The sequence below is a fragment of the Cupriavidus sp. JZ107 genome (genome assembly GCF_053903255.1).
The window spans coordinates 1,192,980-1,218,780 of record NZ_CP096481.1; the positions used below are offsets into that span (position 1 = coordinate 1,192,980).

Below are 25,801 nucleotides of genomic sequence, written 5' to 3' on the forward strand. Positions count from 1 at the left end.
GTGGGTGGTACAGGGATTGAACCTGTGACCCCTGCCGTGTGAAGGCTGGTGGGTAACCCATGAGCCAAGCACTATTTGCTCAGCTTAATCAATCACTTAGCATCATCCACCTATAGCGGTCTTGCGTCCAAGGGACTCCGAAAGGACGCAAACCATGGCTACCATCTCCAAGCGCGTAACTGCATCTGGCGCCGTTATCTATCAGGCGAAGTGCAGGCGTAAGGGCTATCCGATCCAATCCAAGACCTTTGCCAAGCGGTCGGACGCCATCACTTGGGCGCGCCAGATTGAACGGGCCTTCGACACGGGCGAGGCTATGGGCATAGCGTACAAGACCGTGCACGCGGCAACGACCGTGGGCGATGTGCTCAAGAAATTCCGAAACGAGTCTGTCCGACTCTGAGGGGCGCCAAGATCGACCAGGAGCGCATCGACATGTGGCTGGCCGCCAAGTGGACCAAGACGCCAATTCTGGAGCTCACCCCGGCCATCTTCGCCAAGTTCCGGGACGACCGATTGAAGACAGCCAGTGCCGGTACGGTCCTGCGTGAGCTCAACATCATCCGATCAGCGTTGAACCGGGCGCGTACGGACTGGGGCATCCCGGTGCCTGAGTGCAAGATCACCCGACCGAAGACGCCAGCCGGGCGTGACCGTCGATTGAAGGCGGGCGAGTTCGACAAGCTGATGACAGGTTGCGAGTGCGCCCGGAACAAGCAGTGGCGGCCTGCCGTAATCCTGGCCATCGAGACAGCCCCGCGTCAGGGCGAATTGCTCAAACTGACTTGGGCGCACGTGGACATGGTTGGACGTGTAGCTCGGTTCCCTATCACCAAGAACGGCACGCCGCGCACCATCCCGCTATCGATACGAGCGATTGAGGCGCTGACTGAGTTGCAGTTGGACCGGCCCGACAGTGCAGGCTCACACCCGAAGTTCGGGCACGTCCTATGGCGCTATGCGAATGACCGTAGCTCGCTGAAGCACGCCTTTGCGCGGCTGACTAAGCGCGTTGGGATCGAGGGTTTGCGGTTCCATGACCTGCGGGGAGAGGGCCTGTCACGGATGCTGGAGAACGGCCTGAACATCGTGGAGGTGTCGCAGGTTAGCGGCCACAAGACGCTCTCCATGATCCAGCGGTATGTCGCGCCACGACCGGAGGACATCGCGCTGAAGCTGGGATGAGTGATTGGTGCCTTGGAGTAAGAGAGGCCGCCTGAGGTTTGGGCGGTCTCTTTGTTTTCGGGCCGTCAAACGCCCTGTTGCACCGCTGCGAATGGGATGTGATGAACCCATCGCATTGATGGAACTTCGTTTCGCCAAAAGCTCGCCTTTTCGCCCGTATCCAAAGCGTGGGTAAGGGAGTACACGACAACATCAGCAAGCTGAAGCAGGGGGTGTTCGGCTTCGGTGCTTATGTGCGGCATGAATTGATGAAACTCTCCCGGAGGCAGTCCAATATCTGAAAAGCCTCCGCTCATAAGATTGTGGACCTGACGCCTTCCGTCACCAATCGACTTAACTTTGGTGGCATCCTGCGATATGACCTGTTCCCATTCCGATGGATGTCCAAACTTCCTGTCGGTGCCTGGGGTGATTAGAGCTATCTGTGCAAGCAAGCCGATAAGCGCCTTGGCGTTTGCATGCACAGGGAGTTCCACGCTCTGCTCGCCAGCTTGATTCCGCATAGTGAGCGATGACCCCATAGAGTCGGAAAAATGCTTGAGGCTACCGCTCACGAAGCGGACGTGAGCGCCCAAGTTGTTGACCAACAGCAGGCACTTCAGGACGATGGAGCGCGCATCCGCGTCACTCAGATGTTCAAGCCCGGCCTTCTGTCGCTGGTGGAAGCTGAAGAGGACGCGACAGTGCAGTGCTGTGCTGTGGGGAATGCGATACTCGTCCTTGATCTTATTGATCTCGCGCACCATCCAAGGGATACGGATCCGTTTGACTACTAGCAATGCATAGCCGCACAGGTCGTCAAACTGGCAGTCATCCCCATACGCTACGAATCGTGTCTCGGAACTCCGTCCAACTACCGTGATGCCGTTGCTCGCCATGCTTACCTCAGCATTTGTTTAAAGTGCTGGAAGCATAGCAAGAATGTGATATGGACCTGCCTTCGCCAAGGGAAGCACGTACCAACTCCGGCTCATCTACATTCAAGCGAGGACTTGTATGCTTCGTTTGCGCACCTCTGACGAAGCTCGCCGCGCGTTATGTCCTTGCCATCGGTAAAACTCGTCCAGGGACATGCCGCGACCGGTGTTGCCCTTCTCATCCACGATGGTGATGCTGTGCAGAATGTTGAGTTCCTTAACCGCAGCGATGCGCGTGGAGTGCTTGGCAGCAGGGTCGCGCAGAATGGCAAGCAATTCCCATGTCGCAATCTTCTCGTTCCACAGGCCGCTGTTCTTTGCCTCGTGCAGACGGCGTTTGAGGCTTTCGCGCACCCACGGGTTGTGTTCGATTTCTTGAATCTTCAGGTGCCCGTTGTGCAGCGCGTTCTCTTGCCCGAATACGCGCAGGAATGCCAACTGTGCTGAGTATCCGTGGACACGGTATGTAACGTACTCGAGGAAGTAGTCAACATTGAGCTTGCCAAATTCGGGGTCGCCGAACTCGGATGCTGGGATGCGGGCGATGGTGCTCATGGTCGTTGGCGCCGGGCCTACCGCGCTTGTGTTCTGCGTACGCGCACGAGTATGTCTGGCGCTAGTGTCCGCCGCGAGTGGTGTGGAGTGTCCGTCGCGATGCCGGGTTTGCCGCGAGTGGCTGTCGGTGTTCCGCAGGGAGTGGTCCAGCCGCAGGGCTGCTGGATTGGGACAATCCAAAATGAACTTTGGTGATTTGCCTAAGGTGCTTAATGTTCTGAGTCTTAAGTGCCTTAAGTGCCTTGAGTGACAAGAATGAAGTAAATATACGGATATTTCTCTTGGGGGGTGCACTCGCGTCGCATCGAACGCCCTTAAGGCACTTAAGGACGTAAGGCATTGTTTATAAGCGTATTCAATGTACGCCAGCTGGCGCTGGCCTCTGCTTTGGTCCTTGTCTTACCAACCTTCGGCCTTGCGGTTTTCTTGACCGGGGCCGTCTTCGGTTTCCGTAGGGCGCCCATCTGGCACGGTCCTCTCAAGCTTGTGTTGGTGGCCGTGGGAGACGGACGCCCTGGGCTGGGATGTCTACGGAAATCGTACGCGGCCAGACACAGGTTTACTAGGCTGCAACGTGTCCGCTGGGCGCAGGGGCCCCGCGCGGCGGCTGGCCTGCAGCTCGGCATGGTCGGATCGTCGCGTTGGGATAGCGTGTGGCTATGTGGGTCGGGCGGCGAGTCCCGTTAGGCGGTTGATTGGCCCAGAGAGGACCGCCTTTTTGAGTCCCGGTAGAATCAAGGTTCGTCCGGCAATTCTGCCGGGCGATAACCCATCCCGGATGCGGGACTGCCGTGGGACTCGGAGGGACGCGAAAGCGTGATAGATGGACTGAGAATAGCAAAACGGCCTACGGAAGATTTATCCGTAAGCCGTTCATTTTGCTACCAAAATTCTGGTGGGTGGTACAGGGATTGAACCTGTGACCCCTGCCGTGTGAAGGCAGTGCTCTACCGCTGAGCTAACCACCCCTGCTACTGCGCTTGAAACTGCCGGGCAGCAGAGAAAGCGAGATTATGTCAGTGCCGTTGTATCTTGTAAAGCCCTTCGTCGAATTTTTTCACCGAAGAACATCGGCCCAGCCTCAGGCTGCCTCTTCCAGCTGCGGCGCCTCCTGCCATACCGTCTTGCCGCCGCTGGCCTTGTCCAGCTCCTTCAGCACCGCGGCGTGCGCCGCCAGTTCGTCCTCGGTCGGTTCCAGCACCGGCAGGCGCAGCGCCGACAGGTCGGTGGCGGCAACTGCGGCCGGCCCGGCGCCCGCGCTGGCGTCCATCATGTCGATCACCAGCGAGTTCTGGCCGCGCGTCATCGCCAGATAGACCTCGGCCAGCAGCTCCGCATCCAGCAGTGCGCCGTGCAGCGTCCGGTGCGCATTGCTGACGCCGAGCCGTTCGCACAGCGCGTCGAGCGAGTTGCGCTTGCCGGGGAACATCTGGCGCGCTTCGAGCAGCGTATCAATCACGCTTCCCACATGCTTGCGGAAGGGCGGCAGGCCGAGCAACTGGAATTCCATGTCGAGGAATCCGAGGTCGAACGCGGCGTTGTGAATGATCAGCTCGGCGTCCTGCACGAAATCGCGGATCTCGTGGACCACCTCGGCGAACTTGGGCTTGTCCGCCAGGAATTCGACCGTCAGCCCGTGCACCGCGATCGCGCCGGCGTCGATGTCGCGCTCCGGGTTGATATAGAAATGCAGGTTGCGTCCGGTGAGCCGCCGGTTGACCAGCTCGACGCAGCCGATTTCGATCAGCCGGTCGCCGGTGGCGGCGTTCAGGCCCGTGGTTTCGGTGTCCAGTACGATTTGTCGCATGGCGGGCATTCTACTCAACCTGGGCGCCGGTGAGCGAGGCGACACCGCGATTGGCCAGCGCATCGGCCCGTTCGTTGCCCGGGTGGCCGTTGTGGCCGCGTACCCAGTGCCACGAGATGTCGTGCTCGGCCGCGGCGGCGTCGAGCGCCTGCCACAGGTCGGCGTTCTTGACGGGCTTCTTCTCCGCGGTCTTCCAGCCGCGCGCCTTCCAGCCGCGGATCCATTCGGAGATGCCTTTCTGCACATACTGCGAATCGGTCCAGACCTGCACCTTGCAAGGCCGCTTCAGCGCGCGCAGCGCCTCGATGACGGCGGTCAGCTCCATCCGGTTGTTGGTGGTATTGGCCTCGCCGCCGAACAGCTCCTTGACGTGGCCATTGGCGAGCAGCACGGCGCCCCAGCCGCCGGGGCCGGGATTGCCTTTGCAGGCGCCATCGGAATAGATCGTGACTTCTTGCATCGATGAACGGTGGGAACCGGTGCAGCGGGACGTCGCCGGCGCCGGGTGTCCGCCGGGGCGAACGGGTTGAAATCGGTCCGAGCGGGCGGTGCTCGGGAATGGGCTGGTCAGGCAGGTTGGGGCGCGCGCCTCACGTCTTCTCTTCGTCGGGGGACTTGCCGTGCGTGCCGTTCGGCGTGGCGACCGGCGCCGCTACCGGGGCCAGCGCGGCCTTGGGCGTCTTCCAGGCGGGCCCGACCAGGCGGATGTTGCGCACGCGCTTGACCGCCGACAGCATATAGACCGCGCCGAAGATTGGCCACCAGCGATCGCCGGCCTTCTCCATGAAGGCGGCCCGCTGCAGCCAGCGGTCGGTGCGGTAGGGCGGGCAATAGCAGCCGAAGCGGCCGCGGATGATATCGAAGCCGAGCAGCTTGAGCCAGTCCTTGATGCGGACGAACCCGATTGACTGGGCGTCGGTCGGCAGGAAGGGATCGGCGCCGAGCCGGTTCAGGCCCTGGCGTGCGCCCCACAGGCTCATCGGGTTGAAGCAGGACACCACCACGCGTCCCTCGGGCATCAGCACGCGCGAGACCTCGCGCAGCACCTCGTGCGGATCCTCGGAGAATTCGAGCACATGGGGCAGCGTGACCAGGTCCAGGCTCTGCGTATCGAAGGGCAGTTCGTCGAAGCGGCACAGCAGCTGCGGGCCGGGGGCGATGCCGGTTTCCGCGGCGCGCGGACCGTGCGGGCCGCTGCGGGCGTCCAGCGCGAGCGCGCCGAACGGCATGCGGTTCTCGCGCAGCGTGTCCAGCACCGGCATGCCGAGCTGGACCGCGTGGTAGCCGAAGATGTCGGCCACGGTGCGGTCGTACTGGCCTTCCTCCCAGCGCAGCATGTACTGGCCGGGCGGGGAGGCCAGCCAGTTTTCCCAATCTATAATCGGACGCTTGGACATAGGAGCACGTATGTTGAGGGTGGAGCCGATCCCCGCTTTCCAGGATAACTATATCTGGGCGATCGACGACGGTCATGCCGCCGCCGTGGTCGATCCGGGCGACGCCGCGCCGGTGCTCGCCTATCTGGCGCGGACGGGGCTGGTCCTGGGCGCCATTGTAATCACCCACCACCATGCCGATCACCAGGGCGGCGTGGCCGACCTGCTGGCCGCGTATCCGGCCGGACCCAACGGCGAACCGATGCCGGTGATCGGGCCGGCCGCCGAGCGCATCGGCCATCGTACCCGCGCGGTGCGCGAGGGCGACGAGGTCGAGCTGAAGGCGCCGGCGCTGCGGCTGCGGGTGCTCGAGGTGCCCGGCCACACCGCCGGACATATCGCCTACACCGGCGAGCTGCCCGGCATCGGGCCCGTGGTGTTCTGCGGCGACACGATGTTCGCCAGCGGCTGCGGGCGGCTGTTCGAGGGCACGCCGGCACAGATGCTGGCCTCGCTCGACAAGCTGGCCGCGCTGCCCGCCGAGACCCGCGTCTATTGCGCCCACGAGTATACGCGCAGCAATGTCCGCTTCGCCCGCGCGGTGGAGCCGGACAACGCCGCGCTGGCCGCCTGGGACGCGCGGGTCGAGGCGCTGCGCGCCGCGGGCGCGCCGACCGTGCCGACCACCGTCGGCCATGAGCGCGCGGTCAATCCCTTCCTGCGTTCCCGTGACCCCGCGGTGCGCCAGGCACTGGACCGTCAGGGCGCTGCCGCCGCCGACGATGCCGGGGCCTTCGGCGCGCTGCGCGCCTGGAAGGACGGCTTTCGCTGACGGATGCACCGCCGATCCGTCTGCCCGACCGCCCGCGCCTGGGCGAAAAGCGGAAAATCCAATTGACGCAAGAACCGCTTTGTCTTTAGGATCAGCCAATTTTTAGCGTCACGATCCGAGAACTTGATGAGAATTGGTCGATACCTGGCGGCCGTAGCCTGTGCGGCGCTGCTGGCGGCTTGTGCCAGCACGCCCGTCCCGCCTGATGAAGCCGGCACGGCCGGCTCGCCGACCGCCCTGGCTTCCGCCACCAAGCCCAAGACCGGCCTTTCCCCTACCGATCCGCTCAATTCGATCCACCTGCCGCCGACCATCGCGCGCGAGACCGCGCCGATCAATGTCGACGAAGACAGGATCGACTGGACGCTGGGCCAGTCGCAGGATATCTGGGTGCGCATCCGTCGCGGCTTTTCGATGCCGGACCTGGAAGGCACGCTGGTCGAGGACCGCACGCAGTGGTATGCGGCGCGGCCCGACTATATGGAGCGGATGATCGCGCGGTCGAGCAAATACCTGTACCACATCGTCGCCGAGCTCGAACGCCGCAACATGCCGACCGAGCTGGCGCTGCTGCCGTTCGTCGAGAGCGCCTTCAATCCCGAGGCGGTGTCGAGCGCGAAGGCGGCCGGCATGTGGCAGTTCATCCCGAGCACCGGCAAGCACTACAACCTGAAGCAGAACATGTTCCGCGACGAGCGCCGCGATGTGCTGGCCTCGACCGAAGCGGCGCTGGACTACCTGAGCCGGCTGCATGACATGTTCGGCGACTGGCATCTGGCGCTGGCGGCGTACAACTGGGGCGAGGGCGCGGTGTCGCGGGCGATCGCGCGCAACGAGGCGCGCGGGCTGCCGACCGACTACGCCAGCCTGACGATGCCCAACGAGACGCGCTACTACGTGCCGAAGCTGCAGGCGGTCAAGAACATCGTCAGCAACCCGGCCAGCTATGGCGTCACGCTGCCGCCGATTCCGGACCATCCGTATTTCGTCACGGTGACGACCTCGCGCGATATCGACGTGACGCTGGCGGCCAAGCTGGCCAACATGCCGCTGGAGGAATTCCGCGCGCTCAATCCGTCGTTCAACAAGCCGGTGATCCTCGGTGCGTCGAACCCGCAGATCCTGCTGCCGTTCGAGAATGCCGAGCGTTTCCAGTACAACCTGAACACCTATCGCGGCGGGCTGTCGAGCTGGACCGCGGTGACGGTGGACGGGCGCGAGCGCGTCGAATCGCTGGCGGCCCGGCTGAACGTCGATCCGGACACGCTGCGCGAGATCAACCGGATTCCGAAGGGCATGCGTCTGAAGCCCGGCTCGACCGTGATGATTCCGCGTTCGGGCCGCCATACCGAGGACATCAGCGCCAAGCTGGCGGACAACGCGATCCTGGCGATGGAGCCGGATCTGCCCGAAGCGCGCCGGCTGGTGGTGCGCGCGGGCAAGCGCGACACGGTCGCCTCGGTGGCGCGCCGCTATGGCGTGTCGGTCAGCCAGGTCCGGGCATGGAACAAGCTGTCGGGCTCCAAGCTGGTGGCCGGGCAGAGCCTGGTGCTGAACGTGCCGGTCAAGCGCGCGCGGGCGATCGCCGAGCGCGACGACGAGGTGCGGGTGATCCGCGTATCGGGCAAGGGCGGCCGCGCCGTCAACGCCCGCCAGCGCGTGGTGGTCGAACCGCACGGCAAGGCGGTGCGGGCCTCGTCGAGAGCTTCCGCCAAGGCCAGCGTCAAGGCCAGTGTCAAGGCCACCACCGGGGCCTCCTCCGGTCGGGCCAGCGCCAAGGCCAGCGCGGCGCCCAAGGCGAAGGCGAAGGGCAAGGCGCGCTGATGGTCGCTGACGGTCGCTGACGGTCGCTGACGGTCGCTGACGGTCGCGAAAGGCGTAGCACCGCAGTAGCCACCGGGAAGGGGCATGCCAAAGGGCGTGTCCCTTTTTCTTTGGGCGCGGCCGGTCCGGCCAGCCAGGCGGGCGACCTTGTGGACATTGCGGATGGCGAAGCCGGTGCCGGTGGTGGCAAACTGGCGGTCCAACGATAACCGCCGCCCCAGCGGAGGAGACAGCAATGGCCACCACCCGCGCCCTGCACGCGCGTTCCCTCGTCGATCCCGACGCCTTCTGGGCCGAGCAGGCCCGCCGCATCGATTGGCAGACCCCCTGCGAACAGGTCCTCGACTACAGCCGGCCGCCATTTGCGCGCTGGTTCGTCGGCGGCCGCACCAATCTCTGCCATAACGCGGTCGACCGGCACCTGGCCAAGCGGGCCGAGCAGCCGGCCCTGGTCCATGTCTCCACCGAAACCGGCCAGCGCCGCAGCTACAGCTACCGCGAGCTGCATGCCGAGGTCAACCGCATGGCCGCCGTGCTGCTGGCGCTGGGCGTGCGGCAGGGCGACCGCGTGCTGATCTACATGCCGATGATTCCCGAGGCGGTGTTCGCGATGCTGGCCTGCACGCGCATCGGCGCGGTGCATTCGGTGGTGTTCGGCGGCTTCGCCTCGGTCAGCCTGGCCGCGCGCATCGACGATGCGCGGCCGCGCGTGGTGGTCAGCGCCGATGCCGGCTCGCGCGGCGGCAAGGTCGTGCCCTACAAGCCTTTGCTCGACGAGGCGCTGCGGCTGGCGCAGAACCCGCCCGACAAGGTGCTCCTGGTCGACCGCGGCCTCGCGCCGATGGAACGGACCCCGGGCCGCGACGAGGACTACCTGGCCTGGCGCGAGCGCGTCGGCGCGACGCAGGTGCCATGCGAATGGCTTGAATCGAGCGCGCCGTCGTACATCCTCTATACCTCCGGCACCACCGGCAAGCCCAAGGGCGTGCAGCGCGACACCGGCGGCTACGCGGTCGCGCTGGCCACGTCGATGGAGACCATCTTCTGCGGCAAGCCCGGCGACACGATGTTCTGCACCTCCGACATCGGCTGGGTGGTCGGCCACAGCTATATCGTCTACGGTCCGCTGCTGGCCGGCATGACGACGCTGCTGTACGAGGGCACGCCGGTGCGGCCCGATGCCGGCATCCTGTGGCAGCTGGTCGAGCAGTACCGCGTCAACGTGATGTTCAGCGCGCCGACCGCGATCCGCGTGCTGAAGAAGCAGGACCCGTCCTGGTTGACCCGCTACGACCTGTCGAGCCTGCGCATGCTGTTCCTGGCCGGCGAGCCGCTGGACGAGCCGACCGCCAGCTGGATCCAGTCCGCGATCAACAAGCCGGTGGTCGACAACTACTGGCAGACCGAGACCGGCTGGCCGATCATCGCGCTGCAGCACGGCATCGAGGCGCTGCCCGCCAAGCTGGGCTCGCCGGGGCTGCCCGTGTACGGGTACGACGTGCGCATCGTCGACGAGCAGACCGGCGCCGAATGCGCACCGGGGCAGAAGGGCGTGGTGGCGATCGAGGGGCCGCTGCCGCCCGGCTGCATGAGCACCGTCTGGGGCGACGACGAGCGCTTCGTCAAGACCTACTGGTCCGGCTTTCCCGACAAGCAGCGCTACTCGACCTTCGACTGGGGCGTGCGCGACGAGGACGGCTATCTGTTCATCCTTGGGCGTACCGACGACGTGCTGAACGTGGCCGGCCACCGGCTGGGCACGCGCGAGATCGAGGAAAGCATCGCCTCGCACCCGGCGGTGGCGGAGGTCGCGGTGGTGGGTGTCGCCGATCCGCTGAAGGGGCAGGTCGCGCTGGCGGTCTGCATCCTGCGCGATGCCGGGCGCGCCGCCACGCCGCAAGACCGCATGACGCTGGAGGGAGAGATCATGCAGACGGTGGACCGCCAGCTCGGCGCGGTGGCACGGCCCGCCCGCGTGGTGTTCGTCGGCGCGCTGCCGAAGACGCGCTCCGGCAAGCTGCTGCGCCGCGCGATCCAGGCGGTGGCGGAAGGGCGCGACCCCGGGGACCTGACGACCATCGAGGACCCGTCGGCGCTGGCGCAGTTCCGGGAGGCCCTGCAGGGCTGACCCGGCCGCGGGCAGGCGGCGCCACAGAGCCATGCTGCAGGGGCCGCTTGCCAAGCGGGCCGCCTCGCCCTATTATTTTAAGCATAAAATATTTAGGGCTGTATTGATTACGGCACAGCGCCGGCGAATCGGTACCACGGCGGCAGGGCGGCAGCGGCCATCACGCCGCGAGGAGACGACAGATGCGAATACTGTGTATTGGCGGCGGACCGGCCGGCCTGTATTTCGGCCTGCTGATGAAGCGGCAGGACCCGCGCCATGAGGTAATCGTGGTCGAGCGCAACCGCCCCTACGACACCTTCGGCTGGGGCGTGGTGTTCTCCGACGCCACCATGGACAACCTGCGCGAGGCCGATGCGGAAAGCGCGCGCGAGATCGACGCGGCCTTCAATCACTGGGACGACATCGATATCCATTTCCGCGGCCGCACGATGCGTTCGAGCGGGCACGGCTTCATCGGTATCGGCCGCAAGCGCCTGCTGAACATCCTGCAGGCCCGCTGCGAGGCGCTCGGCGTGGAGCTGGTGTTCGAGACCGACGTGCAGGACGACCAGGCGCTGGCCGAGCAGTACCGCGCCGATCTGGTGATCGCCTCCGACGGCGTCAATAGCCGCGTGCGCACCCGCTACGCGCAGACCTTCGCGCCGGACATCGATACGCGCCAGTGCCGTTTCGTCTGGCTTGGCACGAAAAAGCGCTTCGACGCCTTCACGTTCGCCTTCGAGCAGACCGAGCACGGCTGGTTTCAGGCGCACGCCTACCGCTTCGACGACGACACCTCGACCTTCATCGTCGAGACTCCCGAATCGGTCTGGCGTGCCGCCGGCATCGAGCAGATGGACCAGCAGCAGGGCATCGCCTACTGCGAGCGGCTGTTCGCGAAATATCTCGATGGCCAGCCGCTGATCAGCAATGCCACGCACCTGCGCGGCTCGGCCAACTGGATCCGCTTCAACCGCGTGATCTGCAACACCTGGGTCCACTGGAACACGCTGGCGGGCGGCCGCCGCGTGCCGGTGGTGCTGATGGGCGATGCCGCGCACACCGCGCATTTCTCGATCGGCTCCGGCACCAAGCTGGCGCTGGAGGATGCGATCGATCTGGCCACCAATCTGCGCGGCCTGGCGCAACCGGGTGCGGACGCGCTGGACGAGGCGCTGCGCCGCTACGAGGCCGTCCGCAGCGTCGAGGTGCTGAAGATCCAGAACGCCGCACGCAATTCCACCGAATGGTTCGAGAACGTCGAGCGCTACGCGCGGCTGGCGCCCGAGCAGTTCGCCTATTCGCTGCTGACGCGCTCGCAGCGGATCTCGCACGAGAACCTGCGGCTGCGCGACCGCGGCTATGTCGAGGACTACGAGCGCTGGCTGGCGCGCCAGGCCGGCGTGCCCGAGGAAAGCCTGCGCGCGCACGACGGCGCCTTGCCGCCGATGTTCACGCCTTACCGCGTGCGCGGCCTGACGCTGAAGAACCGCGTGGTGGTGTCGCCGATGGCGATGTACTGCTGCGTCGATGGCGTGCCCGGCGACTTCCATCTGGTGCATCTGGGCGCGCGCGCCCAGGGCGGTGCCGGCCTGGTGATGGCCGAGATGACCTGCGTGTCGCCGGACGCGCGCATCACGCCGGGATGCCCGGGTTTGTGGAATGACGAACAACGCGACGCGTGGCGCCGCATCGTCGATTTCGTCCATGCGGGCACGGGGCTGGCCGGCGGCACGCGCATCGGCATGCAACTTGGCCATGCCGGCCGCAAGGGCTCGACCCAGCTCGGCTGGCAGGCGATGGACCATCCGCTGCCCGAGGGCAACTGGCCGCTGATCTCGGCCTCGCCGCTGCCGTATCTGCCCGGCATTTCGCAGGTACCGCGTGCGATGACGCGCGAGGACATGGATCGCGTGCGCGACGATTTCGTCGCCGCGGCGCGGCGCGCGGCCGAGGCCGGCTTCGACTGGCTGGAGCTGCATTGCGCGCACGGCTATCTGCTGTCGTCGTTCATCTCGCCGCTGACCAACCGGCGCGACGACGAGTACGGCGGCTCGCTGGCCAACCGGCTGCGCTATCCGCTCGAGGTGTTCGCCGCGGTGCGCGAAGTCTGGCCGTCGCAGCGGCCGATGTCGGTCCGCATTTCGGCGCACGACTGGGTCGAGGGCGGCATCACGCCCGACGATGCGGTCGAGATCGCGCGCGCCTTCAAGGCGGCCGGCGCGGATCTGATCGACTGCTCGTCGGGGCAGGTGAGCCCCGAGCAGGCGCCGGTCTATGGCCGCATGTACCAGACGCCGTTCGCCGACCGCATCCGCAACGAGGCGGGCATTCCAACCATCGCGGTTGGCGCGATCTCCGAGGCCGATCACGTCGACAGCATCATCGCCGCAGGGCGCGCCGACCTGTGCGCGATCGCGCGCCCGCATCTGGCCGATCCGGCCTGGACACTGCACCAGGCAGCGCAGCTGGGCTATCGGCCGGTCGACTGGCCGGTGCAATACCAGGCCGGCAAGCGGCAGCTGGAGACCAACCTCGAACGCGCCGCGGCGCTGGCGGGGGCGCGATGAACGCCGATCGTTCGTCGTTGCCGCTGCAGGGGCGCCATGCGCTGGTCACGGGCGGGGCGCGCGGCATTGGCGCTGCCATCGCCGGACGCCTGCTGGCCGAGGGTGCCGGCGTGACGCTGCTGGGCCGCGACGGCGACGCGCTGGCGCGCGCCGCGGAGCGACTTGGGCACGATCATCCCGGTGCGCGGCTGCACGGGGTGCAGGCCGATGTCGCCGATGCCGGCAGTGTGGCCCGCGCGTTCGACGCCGCGGCGCGGGCGCTGGGGCCGATCGCCGTGCTGGTCAACAACGCCGGCCAGGCGCACAGCGCGCCGATGGCGAAGACCGATCTGGCGCTGTGGCGCCGCATGCTCGATGTGAACCTGACCGGCACCTTCCTGTGCACGCAGGCCGCGCTGCCCGCGATGCGCGACGCCGGCTGGGGCCGCGTGGTCAATGTGGCCAGCACCGCCGCGCTGACCGGCTATGCCTATGTGACGGCCTACTGCGCGGCCAAGCACGGCGTGCTCGGCCTGACGCGCGCGCTGGCGCTGGAGCTGGCGCGCAGCGGCGTCACCGTCAATGCGGTGTGCCCCGGCTATACCGATACCGACATCGTGCGCGAGGCGGTCGCCAATATCGTCGGCAAGACGGGCCGTACCGAAGAGCAGGCGCGCGCCGAACTGGCCGGCCGCAATCCGCAGCGCCGGCTGGTGGATCCGGACGAAGTGGCCGACGCGGTCGCCTGGCTATGCCGGCCGTCGGCCAGCGCGATCACCGGCCAGGCCATCGCGGTGGCGGGCGGCGAGGTGATGGCGGGCTGAACGGATATTTCCCGGCGACCCACGACGAACCCATACATCGATACATCGATACATCGATCCATCGACAAAATCGACGAGAGAACGCAGATGAACGAGATCGCACTGGACATGCGCCACCACAAGCGCGGCTTCGCGGACTTCGCGCCGCGCCACTTCCTGTGGTCGGTATCCGCGGACGGCAAGGTCGGCACCGTGACGCTGAACCGTCCCGAGCGCAAGAATCCGCTGACCTTCGACGCCTACGCCGAACTGCGCGATCTGTTCCGCGCGCTGGTCTATGCCAGCGACATCAAGGCCGTGGTGGTGCAGGGCGCCGGCGGCAACTTCTGCTCGGGCGGCGACGTGCACGAGATCATCGGCCCGCTGACGAAGATGGCGATGCCCGAGCTGCTCGACTTCACGCGGATGACCGGCGACCTGGTCAAGGCGATGCGGGCGTGTCCGCAGCCGATCATCGCGGCGGTCGACGGCGTCTGCGCCGGCGCGGGCGCGATGATCGCGCTGGCCTCCGACATGCGGCTGGCGACCGAGTCGGCACGCACCGCCTTCCTGTTCGTGCGGGTGGGCCTGGCCGGCGCCGACATGGGCGCCTGCACGCTGCTGCCGCGGATGATCGGCCAGGGCCGCGCCAGCGAGCTGCTCTATACCGGCCGCGCGATGAGCGCGCAGGAGGGGCTGCAATGGGGCTTCTTCAACGCGCTGCACGCGCCCGAGCGGCTCGGCGACGAGGCCGCCGCGCTGGCCGCGCAGCTTGCCGCGGGCCCGACCTTCGCGCATGGCGTCACCAAGAAGCTGCTGCACCAGGAATGGAACATGGGACTGGACGAGGCCATCGAGGCCGAGGCGCAGGCCCAGGCGATCTGCATGCAGACCGGCGACTTCCGCCGTGCCTACGAAGCCTTCGTCGCCAAGGCCAGGCCCGTGTTCGAAGGCAACTGAGCGAGGAGAGCCGAGATGCCCGCCTGGGACGATGATCTGACGCTGCCGTTGTTCGACGATGCGCACCGCACGCTGGCGCGCGAGCTCGACGCGTGGTGCGCGCGCTCGCTGTCGGCGCAGCCGCATGCGCCCGGCGCCGATGTCGACGCGGACTGCCGCGCGCTGGTGCGGCAGCTCGGCGACGCCGGCTGGCTGCGCTATTGCGTGCCGCGGGCCTACGGCGGCGCGCTCGACCAGCTCGATTCGCGCGCGCTGTGCCTGCTGCGCGAGACGCTGGCGCGGCACGACGGGCTTGCCGATTTCGCCTTCGCGATGCAGGGCCTCGGATCGGGCGCGATCACGCTGGCGGGCGACGAGACGCTGCGCCAGCGCTATCTGCCGCGCGTGGCGCGCGGCGAGGCGATCGCGGCCTTCGCGCTGTCGGAGCCGGAGGCCGGTTCCGATGTCGCGGCGATGCAGTGCCGCGCGACGCTGGACGGCGATCACTACGTGCTCGACGGCGCCAAGACCTGGATCTCGAATGGCGGCATCGCCGACTTCTATTGCGTGTTCGCGCGCACCGGCGAAGCGCCTGGCGCACGCGGCATCACGGCCTTCGTCGTCGATGCCGATACGCCGGGGCTGCAGATCGCCGAGCGCATCGACGTGATGGCGCCGCACCCACTGGCGACGCTGCGCTTCGACGGCTGCCGCGTGCCGGTGGCGCAGCGGCTGGGCGAGCCGGGGCAGGGCTTCAAGCTGGCGATGATGACGCTGGACATCTTCCGTGCCTCCGTTGCGGCGGCCGCGCTGGGCTTCGGCCGCGCGGCGCTCGATGAGGCGATCGCGCGGGCCACCGCGCGGCCGATGTTCGGCGGCAAGCTGGCCGACCTGCAGCTGACGCAGGCCGCGCTCGGCGAGATGGCGACCGCGCTGGACGCGGCCGCGCTGCTGACCTGGCGCGCGGCGTGGCTGCGCGATACGCGCGCGGGGCGCACCACGCGCGAGGCCGCGATGGCGAAGATGACCGCCACCGAGAACGCGCAGATGGTGATCGATCGCGCGGTGCAGCTGTTCGGCGGGCTCGGCGTGCGCATCGGCAGCCGGGTCGAGAGCCTGTACCGGGAGATCCGCTCGCTGCGCATCTACGAGGGCGCCACCGAAGTGCAGAAGCTGATCGTCGCGCGCGAAACGCTGGCCGCGCGGCAACCGCAGTCCTGACCGCGCGCTCCACAGAACGAGCGCCGCCCATCAAGGAGACAGCCATGGCGAGCACAGCCCATCTCGATACCTTCGCCCAGGACCGCCTGCCCGCGCGCGAGGCCTGGCCGGTGTTCCTGTTCAACGACGACACCCGCTATCCCGAGCGGCTCAACGCCGCAGTGGAACTGGTCGATCGCCATGTGCGCGAAGGCCGCGGTGAACGCACTGCGATCCGCTATCCCGATGCCGGCGGCGGGGGCGGTTTTGCCGCCGTCAGCTATGCCGAGCTGGCCGCGCTGACCAATCGCATCGCCCGCGTGCTGACCGAGGACATGGGACTGGTGCCAGGCAACCGCATCCTGCTGCGCGGTCCCAACAACCTGATGATGGCCGCCAGCCTGCTGGCGACGCTGAAGGCCGGGCTGATTGCGGTGCCGACCATGCCGCTGTTGCGCGCGCGCGAACTGAAGCAGGTGATCGACCGGGCCGAGGTCGGCGCCGCGCTGTGCGATGCGCGGCTGCGCGACGAGCTGGACGCCAATATGCGCGAAGGTGGCGAGTTCCACTGTCCGTCGATGCGGCAGGTGCTGTGCTTCAACGGCAGCGGGCCGGGCTCGCTGGAGGCGGCGCTCGAGGGCAAGCCGGACGACTTCGCCGCCTGCGATACCGCGAGCGACGATATCTGCCTGATCGCCTTTACCAGCGGCACCACCGGGCAGCCCAAGGGCACCGTGCATTTCCATCGCGACGTGCTGGCGATGTGCGACCTGTTCCCGCGCCATGTGCTGCGGCCCACGGCCGACGACGTGTTCTGCGGCACGCCGCCGCTGGCCTTTACCTTCGGGCTCGGTGGGCTGCTGTGCTTCCCGCTGCGGGCCGGCGCATCGACCGTCCTCGCCGAGAAGCTGACGCCGGAGGCGCTGCTGGCATTGATCCAGGACGCGCGCGCGACCATCGTCTTCACCGCGCCGACCTTCTATCGCCAGATGGCCGCGGCGGCCGAGCGCTACGACTTGTCGAGCCTGAAGAAGAGCGTGTCGGCCGGGGAGGCGTTGCCCGACGCCACGCGCCAGAGCTGGAAGGCCGCGACCGGCATCGAGATGATCGACGGCATCGGCGGCACCGAGATGATGCATATCTTCATCTCCAGCGCTGGCGACGAGGTGCGGCCCGGCGCGATCGGCAAGGTGGTGCCCGGCTATGTCGCGCGCATCGTCGACGAGAACATGCAGACGCTGCCGCCCGGCGTGCCCGGCAAGCTGGCGGTGCAGGGCCCGACCGGCTGCCGCTATCTGGACGATCCGCGCCAGGCCAACTATGTGCGCGACGGCTGGAACCTGCCCGGCGATACCTTCGTGATGGATGCCGACGGCTACTACTTCTATCAGGCCCGCTCGGACGACATGATCGTCTCGGCCGGGTACAACATCGCCGGTCCCGAGGTCGAGGCCGCGCTGATGCAGCACGAAGCGGTGGCCGAGTGCGGCGTGGTCGGCGCGCCCGACGATGGGCGCGGCCAGGTGGTGGCCGCCTATGTGGTGCTGCGTCCGGGCTTTCACGGCGACGATGCGATGCGCGTGACGCTGCAGGAGCACGTCAAGCGCCAGATCGCGCCGTACAAGTATCCGCGCCGCATCCACTTCGTCGACGCGCTGCCGCGCACCGAGACCGGCAAGCTGCAGCGCTTCCGGCTGCGGCAGATGGCCGGGCAGAACGGGACGCCGACGTGATGGCCACACCGGCGAGCTTCCGCAACACGGTGCGGGTGCGCTTCAAGGACTGCGATGCCGCCGGCATCGTGTTCTTTCCGCGCTATTTCGAGATGCTGAACGATCTGGTCGAAGACTGGTTTCGCGAGGCGCTCGACTGGCCGTTCGAGCGGATGCACGGCGCCGACCGCACCGGCGTGCCCACCGCGGACCTGCAATGCCGCTTCGTCGCGCCGAGCCGGATGGGCGAGGTGCTGACACGCGAGCTGGCGGTGACGCGGCTGGGCAGTTCCAGTTGCACGCTGCGGGTGCGCTTTGTCGGCGCGCAGCGCGACGGGCGGGCGGACCTGCGCGTCGAATTCACGCAGCGGCTGGTCTGCGTCGATACCGCCCGGATGGCGCCGCGACCCTTTCCCGCGCCGGTGCGCGAAGCGATGGCGCGCTTCGTCGAGGCGGCGGACGTCGCCACTGCGGCCGCATCGGCCCCTGTTTCCTCGAATTCCTGACGAGTCCAAGCTATGAACGATATCGTGGCGCCCGCCGCCAAATCTCCGACCACCACCAACGCCAACGCCACCACCGCTGCGCAGCGGGGCCAGCCGATGGCCGTGCTGCAGCCGCCCGATTGGGCCGCGCCGCGCGGTTATGCCAACGGCATCCTGACCGAGTTCCAGGCCGGCAGCCGGCTGATCTTCGTCGGCGGCCAGATCGGCTGGAACGGCCAGTGCGAGTTCGAAAGCGACGACTTCGCCGAGCAGACCGCCCAGGCGCTGCGCAATGTGATCGCGGTGCTGCAGCAGGGCGGGGCGCGCGCCGAGCATATCGCCCGGATGACCTGGTATGTGAAGGACAAGGCCGAATACGTCGCCGCCTATCCCGCGATCGGCAAGCACTATCGCGAGATCATCGGCCGCCACTTCCCGGCGATGACCGCGGTGCAGGTCGCGGACCTGATCGAACCGCGCGCGCGGGTGGAGATCGAAGTGACGGCGGTAGTGCCGCCGACGGCATAAAGGCATGCCCGCCGGTGGTCACCCTCTCCCGCTTGCGGGAGAGGGCCGGGGAGAGGGAACAGGGCGGTCGCAGCGACCGCAACGTCTCGCAGAGGCAACGCTGCGCTTTCTCCCCCGACCCCTCTCCCGCAAGCGGGAGAGGGGAGCAGTCCCAAGGCAAATTGCAAGGACCTGGCATACGCAAGTCCTTGAAAACTTGAGAAATTGGCCGGCGTGAGGTAGAATCCGAAAGTTTCGCTTTCAGAACCCTTCACCCTAGCGCCAACCGCATTCCACCTTCCGCCGCCCTGACCGCTGCCCTGCGGATTCGCCCCGGAGCGCCGTGCCGATCGCCGTCGACACTGTCTGCGCACCCAAGCCGAATCCCGCGCAGCCCGGCCCGACAGCCCCGGCTCGCCGCCGGCGCGCTCGCCGTCAGATTCGGGGCACGAGGCGTCGAGAGAGGTCGGTCACGGGGTGAATCCAGCAGGAGCCTACCCGTGTTACCGTCTTTTCCGCCCGCCATCCTTGCGCTAGCAGACGGCACGGTCTTTCGTGGCTATTCCATCGGCGCCTCCGGCCATACCATCGGCGAAGTGGTGTTCAACACCGCGCTGACCGGTTACCAGGAGATCCTCACCGACCCGAGCTATTCGCGGCAGATCGTCACGCTGACGTATCCGCATATCGGCAATGTCGGCGTCAATTCCGAGGATGTCGAAGCCACCAAAGTCCATGCCGCCGGCCTGATCATCAAGGATCTGCCGCTGCTCGCCTCGAACTTCCGCAAGCAGCACACGCTGCCGCATTACCTGAAGCAGGAGAAGGTGCCCGCCATCGCCGGCATCGACACCCGCAAGCTGACCCGTATCCTGCGCGAGAAGGGCGCCCAGAACGGCTGCATCCTGGCCGGCGAGGACAACGCGCAGAAGGCCATCGACCTGGCGCGCTCGTTCCCGGGCCTGGCCGGCATGGACCTGGCCAAGGTCGTGTCGGTCAAGGAACCATACGAGTGGAACCAGACCGAGTGGGCGCTGGAGCGCGGCTACGGCAAGCTGGAGAACCCGCGCTTTCACGTCGTCGCATTCGACTACGGCGTCAAGTTCAACATCCTGCGGATGCTGGCCCAGCGCGGCTGCCGCATCACGGTGCTGCCGGCCCAGTCGACCGCGGCCGACGCGCTGGCCTACAAGCCGGACGGCATCTTCCTGGCCAACGGCCCGGGCGATCCCGAGCCGTGCGACTACGCGATCCGTGCCACGCAGGAATTCCTGCAACGCGGCATTCCGACCTTCGGCATCTGCCTGGGCCACCAGATCATGGGCCTGGCCGTCGGTGCGAAGACGGTCAAGATGCCGACCGGCCACCACGGCGCCAACCATCCGGTCAAGGACCTGGACGACGGCCGCGTGGTGATCACCTCGCAGAACCACGGCTTTGCGGTCGACGCCGCGACGCTGCCGGCCAACGCGCGCGTGACGCACGTCTCGCTGTTCGACGGCACGCTGCAGGGCTTCGCGCTGAACGACAAGCCGGCGTTCTGCTTCCAGGGCCACCCGGAAGCGTCGCCCGGCCCGCACGACGTAGCCTATCTGTTCGACCGCTTCACGAAGCTGATGGAGGAGGCCCGCCAGTAAGGCGGACTTCGACATCGAGAGCGGAACGAGACGACACAGGATCGCGACCATGAACGCCCTGATGCACGCTACCTTCGGCATTACCGACTTCTGGACCTATCTGTTGGGCACGATCTTCATCGTGCTGCTGCCGGGGCCGAATTCGATGTACGTGCTGTCGGTCGCCGCGCAGCGCGGCGTGCGCGCCGGCTATCGCGGCGCCTGCGGCGTGTTCCTCGGCGACGCCATCCTGATGGTGCTGTCGGCGGCCGGCGTGGCCTCGCTGCTCAAGGCCAGCCCTGGGCTGTTCTACGTGATCAAGTACATCGGCGCCGCCTATCTGGCGTGGATTGGTTTCCAGATGCTGCGCGGCGCGCTGCGAAGCTGGAGCTCCCACGGAAAGGGCGCCGAGGCTGCGGCGGGGCAGGGCGAGGTGCAGGTGCAGGTCACCGACCCGACCAACCCGTTCCGCAAGGCGCTGCTGATCAGCCTGCTGAACCCCAAGGCCATCCTGTTCTTCGTTTCGTTCTTCATCCAGTTCGTCGATCCACAGTTCGCCTATCCGGTACTGTCGTTCGCCGCGCTGGGGCTGGTGTGCCAGGTCTGCAGCTTCGCCTACCTGACCGCGATCATCTTCGTCGGCGCGAAGCTGGCCGAGGCCTTCCGCCGCCGGCGCAGGCTGTCGGCCGGCATGGCGAGCGGCGTGGGCGCGATGTTTATCGGCTTCGGCGCCAAGCTGGCGACGGCCACCCTGAACTGAATATTGATATCCGGCGCGGTGCGCCTGCTCCCAGCGAGCGCGGACCGGCCGACAAAGAGAGCGTGCAATGCCAAAACGCACAGACATCCAGAGCATCCTGATCATCGGCGCGGGCCCCATCATCATCGGCCAGGCCTGCGAGTTCGACTATTCCGGCGCGCAGGCGTGCAAGGCGCTGCGCGAGGAAGGGTTCAAGGTCATCCTGGTCAATTCGAACCCGGCGACCATCATGACCGACCCGAACACCGCCGATGTGACCTACATCGAGCCCATCACCTGGGAAGTGGTCGAGCGCATCATCGCCAAGGAGCGCCCCGATGCGATCCTGCCGACCATGGGTGGCCAGACCGCGCTGAACTGCGCGCTGGACCTGCACCGCCACGGCGTGCTCGACAAGTACAAGGTCGAGCTGATCGGCGCGTCGCCCGAGGCGATCGACAAGGCCGAGGACCGGCAGAAGTTCAAGGACGCGATGACCAAGATCGGTCTCGGTTCGGCCAAGTCCGGCATCGCGCATTCGATGGAAGAGGCGCTGGCCGTCCAGTCGCAGATCGCGCGCGAGACCAACACCAGCGGCTATCCGATCGTGATTCGCCCGTCCTTCACGCTGGGCGGCACCGGCGGCGGCATCGCCTACAACCGCGAGGAATTCGAGGAGATCTGCAAGCGCGGCCTGGACCTGTCGCCGACGCGCGAGCTGCTGATCGAGGAATCGCTGCTGGGCTGGAAAGAGTACGAGATGGAAGTGGTCCGCGACAAGAAGGACAACTGCATCATCGTCTGCTCGATCGAGAACCTGGACCCGATGGGCATCCATACCGGCGACTCGATCACCGTCGCGCCGGCGCAGACCCTGACCGACAAGGAATACCAGCTGCTGCGCAACGCCTCGCTGGCGGTGCTGCGCGAGATCGGCGTCGATACCGGCGGCTCCAACGTGCAGTTCTCGATCAATCCGAAGGATGGCCGGATGATCGTGATCGAGATGAACCCGCGCGTGTCGCGTTCGTCGGCGCTGGCGTCGAAGGCTACCGGCTTCCCGATCGCCAAGGTCGCCGCCAAGCTGGCGGTCGGCTACACGCTGGACGAGCTGAAGAACGAGATCACCGGCGGCCAGACCCCGGCGTCGTTCGAGCCGTCGATCGACTACGTGGTCACCAAGGTGCCGCGCTTTGCCTTCGAGAAATTCCCGCAAGCCGACAGCCACCTGACCACGCAGATGAAGTCGGTGGGCGAGGTGATGGCGATGGGCCGCACCTTCCAGGAATCGTTCCAGAAGGCGCTGCGCGGCCTGGAGGTCGGCGTCGACGGGCTGGACGAGAAGTCGACCGATCGCGACGAGATCGTCGAGGAGATCGGCGAGGCGGGCCCGGACCGCATCTGGTACGTCGGCGATGCGTTCCGCCTGGGCATGTCGCTCGAGGAGGTGTACGCCGAGACCGATATCGACCCGTGGTTCCTCGCCCAGATCGAGGACATCGTCAAGACCGAGGCGCAGGTCAAGGCCCGCACGCTGGCCAGCCTGTCGGCCGCCGAGCTGCGCTACCTGAAGCAGAAGGGCTTCTCCGACCGGCGCCTGGCCAGGCTGATGAAGACGGACGCCAAGGCCGTGCGCGAAGCGCGCCTGGCCAGCAACGTGCGTCCGGTCTACAAGCGCGTCGACACTTGCGCGGCCGAGTTCGCCACCAACACCGCCTACATGTACTCGACCTACGAGGCCGAGCATGGCGAGTGCGAGGCCAACCCGACCGACAAGCGCAAGATCATGGTGCTGGGCGGCGGTCCGAACCGGATCGGCCAGGGCATCGAGTTCGACTACTGCTGCGTGCACGCGGCGCTCGCGCTGCGCGAGGATGGCTACGAGACCATCATGGTCAACTGCAACCCGGAGACCGTGTCGACCGACTACGACACCTCCGACCGCCTGTACTTCGAGCCGCTGACGCTCGAGGACGTGCTCGAGATCGTCGACAAGGAAAAGCCGGTCGGCGTGATCGTGCAGTACGGCGGCCAGACCCCGCTGAAGCTGGCCCTGGACCTGGAGGCCAACGGCGTGCCCATCATCGGCACCAGCCCCGACATGATCGATGCGGCCGAGGACCGCGAGCGCTTCCAGAAGCTGCTGCAGGAGCTGGGCCTGCGCCAGCCGCCGAACCGCACCGCACGCGCCGAGGACGAGGCGCTGAAGCTGGCCGAGGAGATCGGCTATCCGCTGGTGGTGCGCCCGTCGTACGTGCTGGGCGGCCGCGCGATGGAGATTGTCCATGAGCCGCGCGACCTCGAGCGCTACATGCGCGAGGCGGTCAAGGTGTCGAACGACTCGCCGGTGCTGCTCGACCGCTTCCTCAACGATGCGATCGAGTGCGACGTCGATGCGCTGTGCGATGGCAAGCGCGTCTTCATCGGCGGCGTGATGGAGCACATCGAGCAGGCGGGCGTCCACTCGGGCGATTCGGCGTGCTCGCTGCCGCCGTACTCGCTGTCGCAGGCGACCGTCGACGAACTGAAGCGCCAGACCGCCGCGATGGCCAAGGCGCTGAACGTGGTCGGCCTGATGAACGTCCAGTTCGCGATCCAGCAGAAGGACGGCCAGGACATCGTCTACGTGCTCGAAGTGAACCCGCGCGCCTCCCGCACGGTGCCGTACGTGTCGAAGGCCACCGGCCTGTCGCTGGCCAAGATCGCCGCGCGCTGCATGGCGGGCCAGTCGCTGGACGAGCAGGGCATCGGCGCCGAGGTGGTGCCGCCGTACTACAGCGTCAAGGAAGCGGTGTTCCCGTTCAACAAGTTCCCTGGCGTCGATCCGGTGCTCGGACCCGAGATGCGCTCGACCGGCGAGGTAATGGGCGTGGGCAAGACCTTCGGCGAGGCCCTGTTCAAGAGCCAGCTGGCGGCAGGTTCGCGCCTGCCCGAGCGCGGCACCGTGCTGCTGACCGTCAAGGACAGCGACAAGCCGCACGCGGTCAGCGTCGCCCGCATGCTGCACGACATGGGCTATCCGCTGGTGGCGACCCGCGGCACCGCGTCCGCGATCGAGGCGGCCGGCATTCCGGTGCGCGTGGTCAACAAGGTCAAGGACGGCCGCCCGCATATCGTCGACATGCTGAAGAACGGCGAGCTGGCGCTGGTGTTCACCACGGTCGACGAGACCCGCACCGCGATCGCCGATTCGCGCTCGATCCGGATCTCGGCGCTGGCCAACCGGGTGCCGTACTACACGACGATCGCCGGCGCCCGCGCCGCGGTCGAGGGCCTGAAGCAGATGCAGAACCTGGAGGTCTACGACCTGCAGGGCCTGCACGGCTCGCTGGCCTGATTCCGCGGCGCTTCCCACGGCGCGGCGGCTTGCCTCCTCCCTTCGGGGAGGGGGCGGCCCCTTGGCCCTGGTTGATGTGCTTCGGCGTCTTGACCTAAACTAACGGGAATTTCGGCGGACCCCGGTTATCAGGGGCGCCCGAAAGCTGAGCAATCAGAGCCTGGTCGTACAATCCAAGAACCACCCAAAAGCCGCGGTTGAGCGGAGGTGTGCCGGCAAGACCGCTGCGTACATCGCCCGCTGCGCTGCGGCTCATTTTTTTGCCTGACGAAGACATGAGCACCATTCCGATTACCAAGCGCGGCGCAGAACTCCTGAAAGCGGAGCTGCAACGCCTGAAGGCCGTCGAACGTCCCGCGGTGATCAATGCCATCGCCGAGGCGCGTGCGCAGGGCGATCTGTCGGAAAACGCGGAATACGACGCCGCCAAGGAAAAACAGGCCTTCATCGAGGGCCGCATCCTCGAGGTCGAGGCCAAGCTGTCGGCCGCGCAGATCATCGATCCGACCCAGCTCGATACCGATGGCCGCATCGTGTTCGGCGCCACCGTCGACCTGGAAGACCTGGAATCGGGCAAGTCGGTCCGCTACCAGATCGTCGGCGAGGACGAAGCCGATCTCGACAGCGGCAAGATCTCGGTCAGCTCGCCGATTGCGCGGGCGCTGATCGGCAAGTTCGAAGGCGATGTCGCGACCGTGCTGGCCCCCGGCGGCGAGCGCGAGTACGAAGTCATCACCGTCCGCTACATCTGAGGCGGCGCGCCGTGGTGTCGCCGTCCTCCCCGCTGCCGGGCCCGGCGTCCGCCGGCCAGCCGCTGCTGCCTCACCGGCTGTTCCTGCTGCTGACCGTGATCTGGGCCGGCAGCCTCTGGACCATCGGCTATCTGGTCGCGCCCACGTTGTTCGCCGTGCTGCCGAGCCGCGAGATGGCCGGCATGCTGGCCGGGCAGCTGTTCCGCACCGAGGCCGTGCTTGGCGTGGTGATCGGCGTGCTGCAGCTGGTGCTGTGCAACGTGATGATCCGGCGCGGCGCCATGCGCTACCGGGCGCTGCGCTGGCTGGTGCTGGGCATGCTGTGCTGCGTGCTGATCGGTTACTTCGGGCTGCAGCCCTTCATGGAGAGCCTGCGGCACAAGGCGCAGGCGATGGGGCTCGGGGTGTCGGAGTCGCCGTTCCGCGCGCGCTTCGGCATGCTGCACGGCGTCTCGAGCGCCTTCTACCTGCTGCAGAGCCTGCTGGCGCTGGTGCTGGTCTGGCGTCTCGCCGGCCGGCGGACGGTGGCGGAGGACTGAGAGGGGCCGTCCCTCGA

Annotated in this window: 22 protein-coding genes and 1 tRNA gene; 17 read left to right on the forward strand and 6 right to left on the reverse strand. The window is 66.9% G+C overall.

Annotated elements, in window-relative coordinates; genetic code table 11:
• Window positions 1–154: 154 nt before the first annotated feature.
• Together M1D55_RS14950 and M1D55_RS14955 are read left to right on the forward strand one after the other, a co-directional pair.
• Window positions 155–403 (forward strand): hypothetical protein, encoded by a 249-nt coding sequence (locus M1D55_RS14950; protein ID WP_456282496.1) that lies wholly within the window; start codon window positions 155–157, stop codon window positions 401–403.
• Window positions 404–435: 32 nt separating this feature from the next.
• Window positions 436–1,185: a site-specific integrase gene (locus M1D55_RS14955; RefSeq protein WP_456282497.1), complete on the forward strand. Its 750-nt coding sequence runs from the start codon at window positions 436–438 to the stop codon at window positions 1,183–1,185.
• A gap of 65 nt (window positions 1,186–1,250) precedes the next feature.
• On the opposite strand, the gene M1D55_RS14960 is transcribed toward M1D55_RS14955, so the two are convergent.
• From M1D55_RS14960 to M1D55_RS14985, 6 genes are all read right to left on the reverse strand, one after another.
• Entirely contained in the window at window positions 1,251–2,063 is an 813-nt protein-coding gene (locus M1D55_RS14960; protein ID WP_456282498.1) for a hypothetical protein, read from the reverse strand.
• A 102-nt stretch (window positions 2,064–2,165) separates the two neighbouring features.
• Window positions 2,166–2,657, reverse strand: a complete 492-nt coding sequence (locus tag M1D55_RS14965) for a hypothetical protein (protein WP_456282499.1) — start codon at window positions 2,655–2,657, stop codon at window positions 2,166–2,168.
• A gap of 893 nt (window positions 2,658–3,550) precedes the next feature.
• Window positions 3,551–3,625 (reverse strand) — tRNA-Val (locus M1D55_RS14970).
• Between the two features lie 113 nt (window positions 3,626–3,738).
• A complete protein-coding gene (gene dnaQ, locus M1D55_RS14975) occupies window positions 3,739–4,464 on the reverse strand; it encodes a DNA polymerase III subunit epsilon (protein ID WP_006576484.1) in 726 nt (241 codons plus the stop codon).
• A 10-nt stretch (window positions 4,465–4,474) separates the two neighbouring features.
• Window positions 4,475–4,924 (reverse strand): ribonuclease HI, encoded by a 450-nt coding sequence (gene rnhA, locus M1D55_RS14980; protein ID WP_006576483.1) that lies wholly within the window; start codon window positions 4,922–4,924, stop codon window positions 4,475–4,477.
• 130 nt (window positions 4,925–5,054) lie between these two features.
• Window positions 5,055–5,861: a class I SAM-dependent methyltransferase gene (locus tag M1D55_RS14985; protein ID WP_043442514.1), complete on the reverse strand. Its 807-nt coding sequence runs from the start codon at window positions 5,859–5,861 to the stop codon at window positions 5,055–5,057.
• Between the two features lie 10 nt (window positions 5,862–5,871).
• On the opposite strand from M1D55_RS14985, the gene gloB reads away from it, so the two are divergent.
• The 15 genes from gloB to M1D55_RS15060 all read left to right on the forward strand — a co-directional run bounded on the left by gloB (window position 5,872) and on the right by M1D55_RS15060 (window position 25,784).
• The gene (gloB, locus tag M1D55_RS14990) at window positions 5,872–6,672 is read left to right on the forward strand and encodes a hydroxyacylglutathione hydrolase (protein WP_456282500.1); all 801 of its coding nucleotides are present in this window, start codon (window positions 5,872–5,874) and stop codon (window positions 6,670–6,672) included.
• Between the two features lie 126 nt (window positions 6,673–6,798).
• A complete protein-coding gene (locus M1D55_RS14995) occupies window positions 6,799–8,496 on the forward strand; it encodes a transglycosylase SLT domain-containing protein (protein ID WP_456282501.1) in 1,698 nt (565 codons plus the stop codon).
• A gap of 235 nt (window positions 8,497–8,731) precedes the next feature.
• Window positions 8,732–10,624 (forward strand): propionate--CoA ligase, encoded by a 1,893-nt coding sequence (locus M1D55_RS15000; protein WP_232206505.1) that lies wholly within the window; start codon window positions 8,732–8,734, stop codon window positions 10,622–10,624.
• A 182-nt stretch (window positions 10,625–10,806) separates the two neighbouring features.
• Window positions 10,807–13,176, forward strand: coding sequence for a bifunctional salicylyl-CoA 5-hydroxylase/oxidoreductase (locus tag M1D55_RS15005; protein ID WP_456282502.1), 2,370 nt, complete (start codon window positions 10,807–10,809; stop codon window positions 13,174–13,176).
• Window positions 13,173–13,979, forward strand: a complete 807-nt coding sequence (locus tag M1D55_RS15010) for an SDR family NAD(P)-dependent oxidoreductase (RefSeq protein WP_456282503.1) — start codon at window positions 13,173–13,175, stop codon at window positions 13,977–13,979. Before M1D55_RS15005 ends, M1D55_RS15010 begins: the two co-directional genes overlap by 4 nt.
• 87 nt (window positions 13,980–14,066) lie before the next feature.
• Entirely contained in the window at window positions 14,067–14,918 is an 852-nt protein-coding gene (locus tag M1D55_RS15015) for an enoyl-CoA hydratase family protein (protein WP_023264571.1), read from the forward strand.
• 15 nt (window positions 14,919–14,933) lie between these two features.
• Complete coding sequence (locus M1D55_RS15020; protein ID WP_456282504.1) at window positions 14,934–16,118, forward strand: acyl-CoA dehydrogenase family protein; 1,185 nt, start codon at window positions 14,934–14,936, stop codon at window positions 16,116–16,118.
• A gap of 44 nt (window positions 16,119–16,162) precedes the next feature.
• On the forward strand, window positions 16,163–17,830 hold the full coding sequence (locus M1D55_RS15025) for an AMP-binding protein (RefSeq protein ID WP_456282505.1): 1,668 nt from the start codon (window positions 16,163–16,165) through the stop codon (window positions 17,828–17,830).
• The gene (locus tag M1D55_RS15030; RefSeq protein ID WP_456282710.1) at window positions 17,830–18,315 is read left to right on the forward strand and encodes an acyl-CoA thioesterase; all 486 of its coding nucleotides are present in this window, start codon (window positions 17,830–17,832) and stop codon (window positions 18,313–18,315) included. Before M1D55_RS15025 ends, M1D55_RS15030 begins: the two co-directional genes overlap by 1 nt.
• Before the next feature lie 96 nt (window positions 18,316–18,411).
• Window positions 18,412–18,822, forward strand: a complete 411-nt coding sequence (locus M1D55_RS15035; RefSeq protein WP_006579021.1) for a RidA family protein — start codon at window positions 18,412–18,414, stop codon at window positions 18,820–18,822.
• A 479-nt stretch (window positions 18,823–19,301) separates the two neighbouring features.
• Window positions 19,302–20,438: a glutamine-hydrolyzing carbamoyl-phosphate synthase small subunit gene (gene carA / locus M1D55_RS15040; protein ID WP_064576072.1), complete on the forward strand. Its 1,137-nt coding sequence runs from the start codon at window positions 19,302–19,304 to the stop codon at window positions 20,436–20,438.
• Window positions 20,439–20,487: 49 nt separating this feature from the next.
• A complete protein-coding gene (gene leuE, locus M1D55_RS15045) occupies window positions 20,488–21,177 on the forward strand; it encodes a leucine efflux protein LeuE (protein WP_456282506.1) in 690 nt (229 codons plus the stop codon).
• Window positions 21,178–21,244: 67 nt separating this feature from the next.
• A complete protein-coding gene (carB, locus tag M1D55_RS15050) occupies window positions 21,245–24,493 on the forward strand; it encodes a carbamoyl-phosphate synthase large subunit (RefSeq protein WP_064576076.1) in 3,249 nt (1,082 codons plus the stop codon).
• Window positions 24,494–24,768: 275 nt separating this feature from the next.
• Window positions 24,769–25,245, forward strand: coding sequence for a transcription elongation factor GreA (greA, locus tag M1D55_RS15055; protein WP_006577738.1), 477 nt, complete (start codon window positions 24,769–24,771; stop codon window positions 25,243–25,245).
• A gap of 65 nt (window positions 25,246–25,310) precedes the next feature.
• The gene (locus M1D55_RS15060) at window positions 25,311–25,784 is read left to right on the forward strand and encodes a DUF4149 domain-containing protein (protein ID WP_064576175.1); all 474 of its coding nucleotides are present in this window, start codon (window positions 25,311–25,313) and stop codon (window positions 25,782–25,784) included.
• The last annotated feature ends 17 nt before the right edge of the window (window positions 25,785–25,801 follow it).

Excerpts from the sequence above, each read along its gene's own strand:
- M1D55_RS15000 (WP_232206505.1), top strand. The coding sequence starts at position 8,732 with ATGGCCACCACCCGCGCCCTGCACGCGCGTTCCCTCGTCGATCCCGAC.
- M1D55_RS14955 (WP_456282497.1), top strand. The coding sequence starts at position 436 with ATGTGGCTGGCCGCCAAGTGGACCAAGACGCCAATTCTGGAGCTCACC.
- M1D55_RS15030 (WP_456282710.1), top strand. The coding sequence starts at position 17,830 with ATGGCCACACCGGCGAGCTTCCGCAACACGGTGCGGGTGCGCTTCAAG.
- dnaQ (WP_006576484.1), bottom strand. The coding sequence starts at position 4,464 with ATGCGACAAATCGTACTGGACACCGAAACCACGGGCCTGAACGCCGCC.
- gloB (WP_456282500.1), top strand. The coding sequence starts at position 5,872 with ATGTTGAGGGTGGAGCCGATCCCCGCTTTCCAGGATAACTATATCTGG.
- M1D55_RS14985 (WP_043442514.1), bottom strand. The coding sequence starts at position 5,861 with ATGTCCAAGCGTCCGATTATAGATTGGGAAAACTGGCTGGCCTCCCCG.
- M1D55_RS15015 (WP_023264571.1), top strand. The coding sequence starts at position 14,067 with ATGAACGAGATCGCACTGGACATGCGCCACCACAAGCGCGGCTTCGCG.
- M1D55_RS15005 (WP_456282502.1), top strand. The coding sequence starts at position 10,807 with ATGCGAATACTGTGTATTGGCGGCGGACCGGCCGGCCTGTATTTCGGC.
- M1D55_RS15035 (WP_006579021.1), top strand. The coding sequence starts at position 18,412 with ATGGCCGTGCTGCAGCCGCCCGATTGGGCCGCGCCGCGCGGTTATGCC.
- M1D55_RS14950 (WP_456282496.1), top strand. The coding sequence starts at position 155 with ATGGCTACCATCTCCAAGCGCGTAACTGCATCTGGCGCCGTTATCTAT.
- carB (WP_064576076.1), top strand. The coding sequence starts at position 21,245 with ATGCCAAAACGCACAGACATCCAGAGCATCCTGATCATCGGCGCGGGC.
- M1D55_RS15010 (WP_456282503.1), top strand. The coding sequence starts at position 13,173 with ATGAACGCCGATCGTTCGTCGTTGCCGCTGCAGGGGCGCCATGCGCTG.
- M1D55_RS14960 (WP_456282498.1), bottom strand. The coding sequence starts at position 2,063 with ATGGCGAGCAACGGCATCACGGTAGTTGGACGGAGTTCCGAGACACGA.
- M1D55_RS15025 (WP_456282505.1), top strand. The coding sequence starts at position 16,163 with ATGGCGAGCACAGCCCATCTCGATACCTTCGCCCAGGACCGCCTGCCC.
- M1D55_RS14995 (WP_456282501.1), top strand. The coding sequence starts at position 6,799 with ATGAGAATTGGTCGATACCTGGCGGCCGTAGCCTGTGCGGCGCTGCTG.
- rnhA (WP_006576483.1), bottom strand. The coding sequence starts at position 4,924 with ATGCAAGAAGTCACGATCTATTCCGATGGCGCCTGCAAAGGCAATCCC.
- leuE (WP_456282506.1), top strand. The coding sequence starts at position 20,488 with ATGAACGCCCTGATGCACGCTACCTTCGGCATTACCGACTTCTGGACC.
- M1D55_RS14965 (WP_456282499.1), bottom strand. The coding sequence starts at position 2,657 with ATGAGCACCATCGCCCGCATCCCAGCATCCGAGTTCGGCGACCCCGAA.
- greA (WP_006577738.1), top strand. The coding sequence starts at position 24,769 with ATGAGCACCATTCCGATTACCAAGCGCGGCGCAGAACTCCTGAAAGCG.
- M1D55_RS15020 (WP_456282504.1), top strand. The coding sequence starts at position 14,934 with ATGCCCGCCTGGGACGATGATCTGACGCTGCCGTTGTTCGACGATGCG.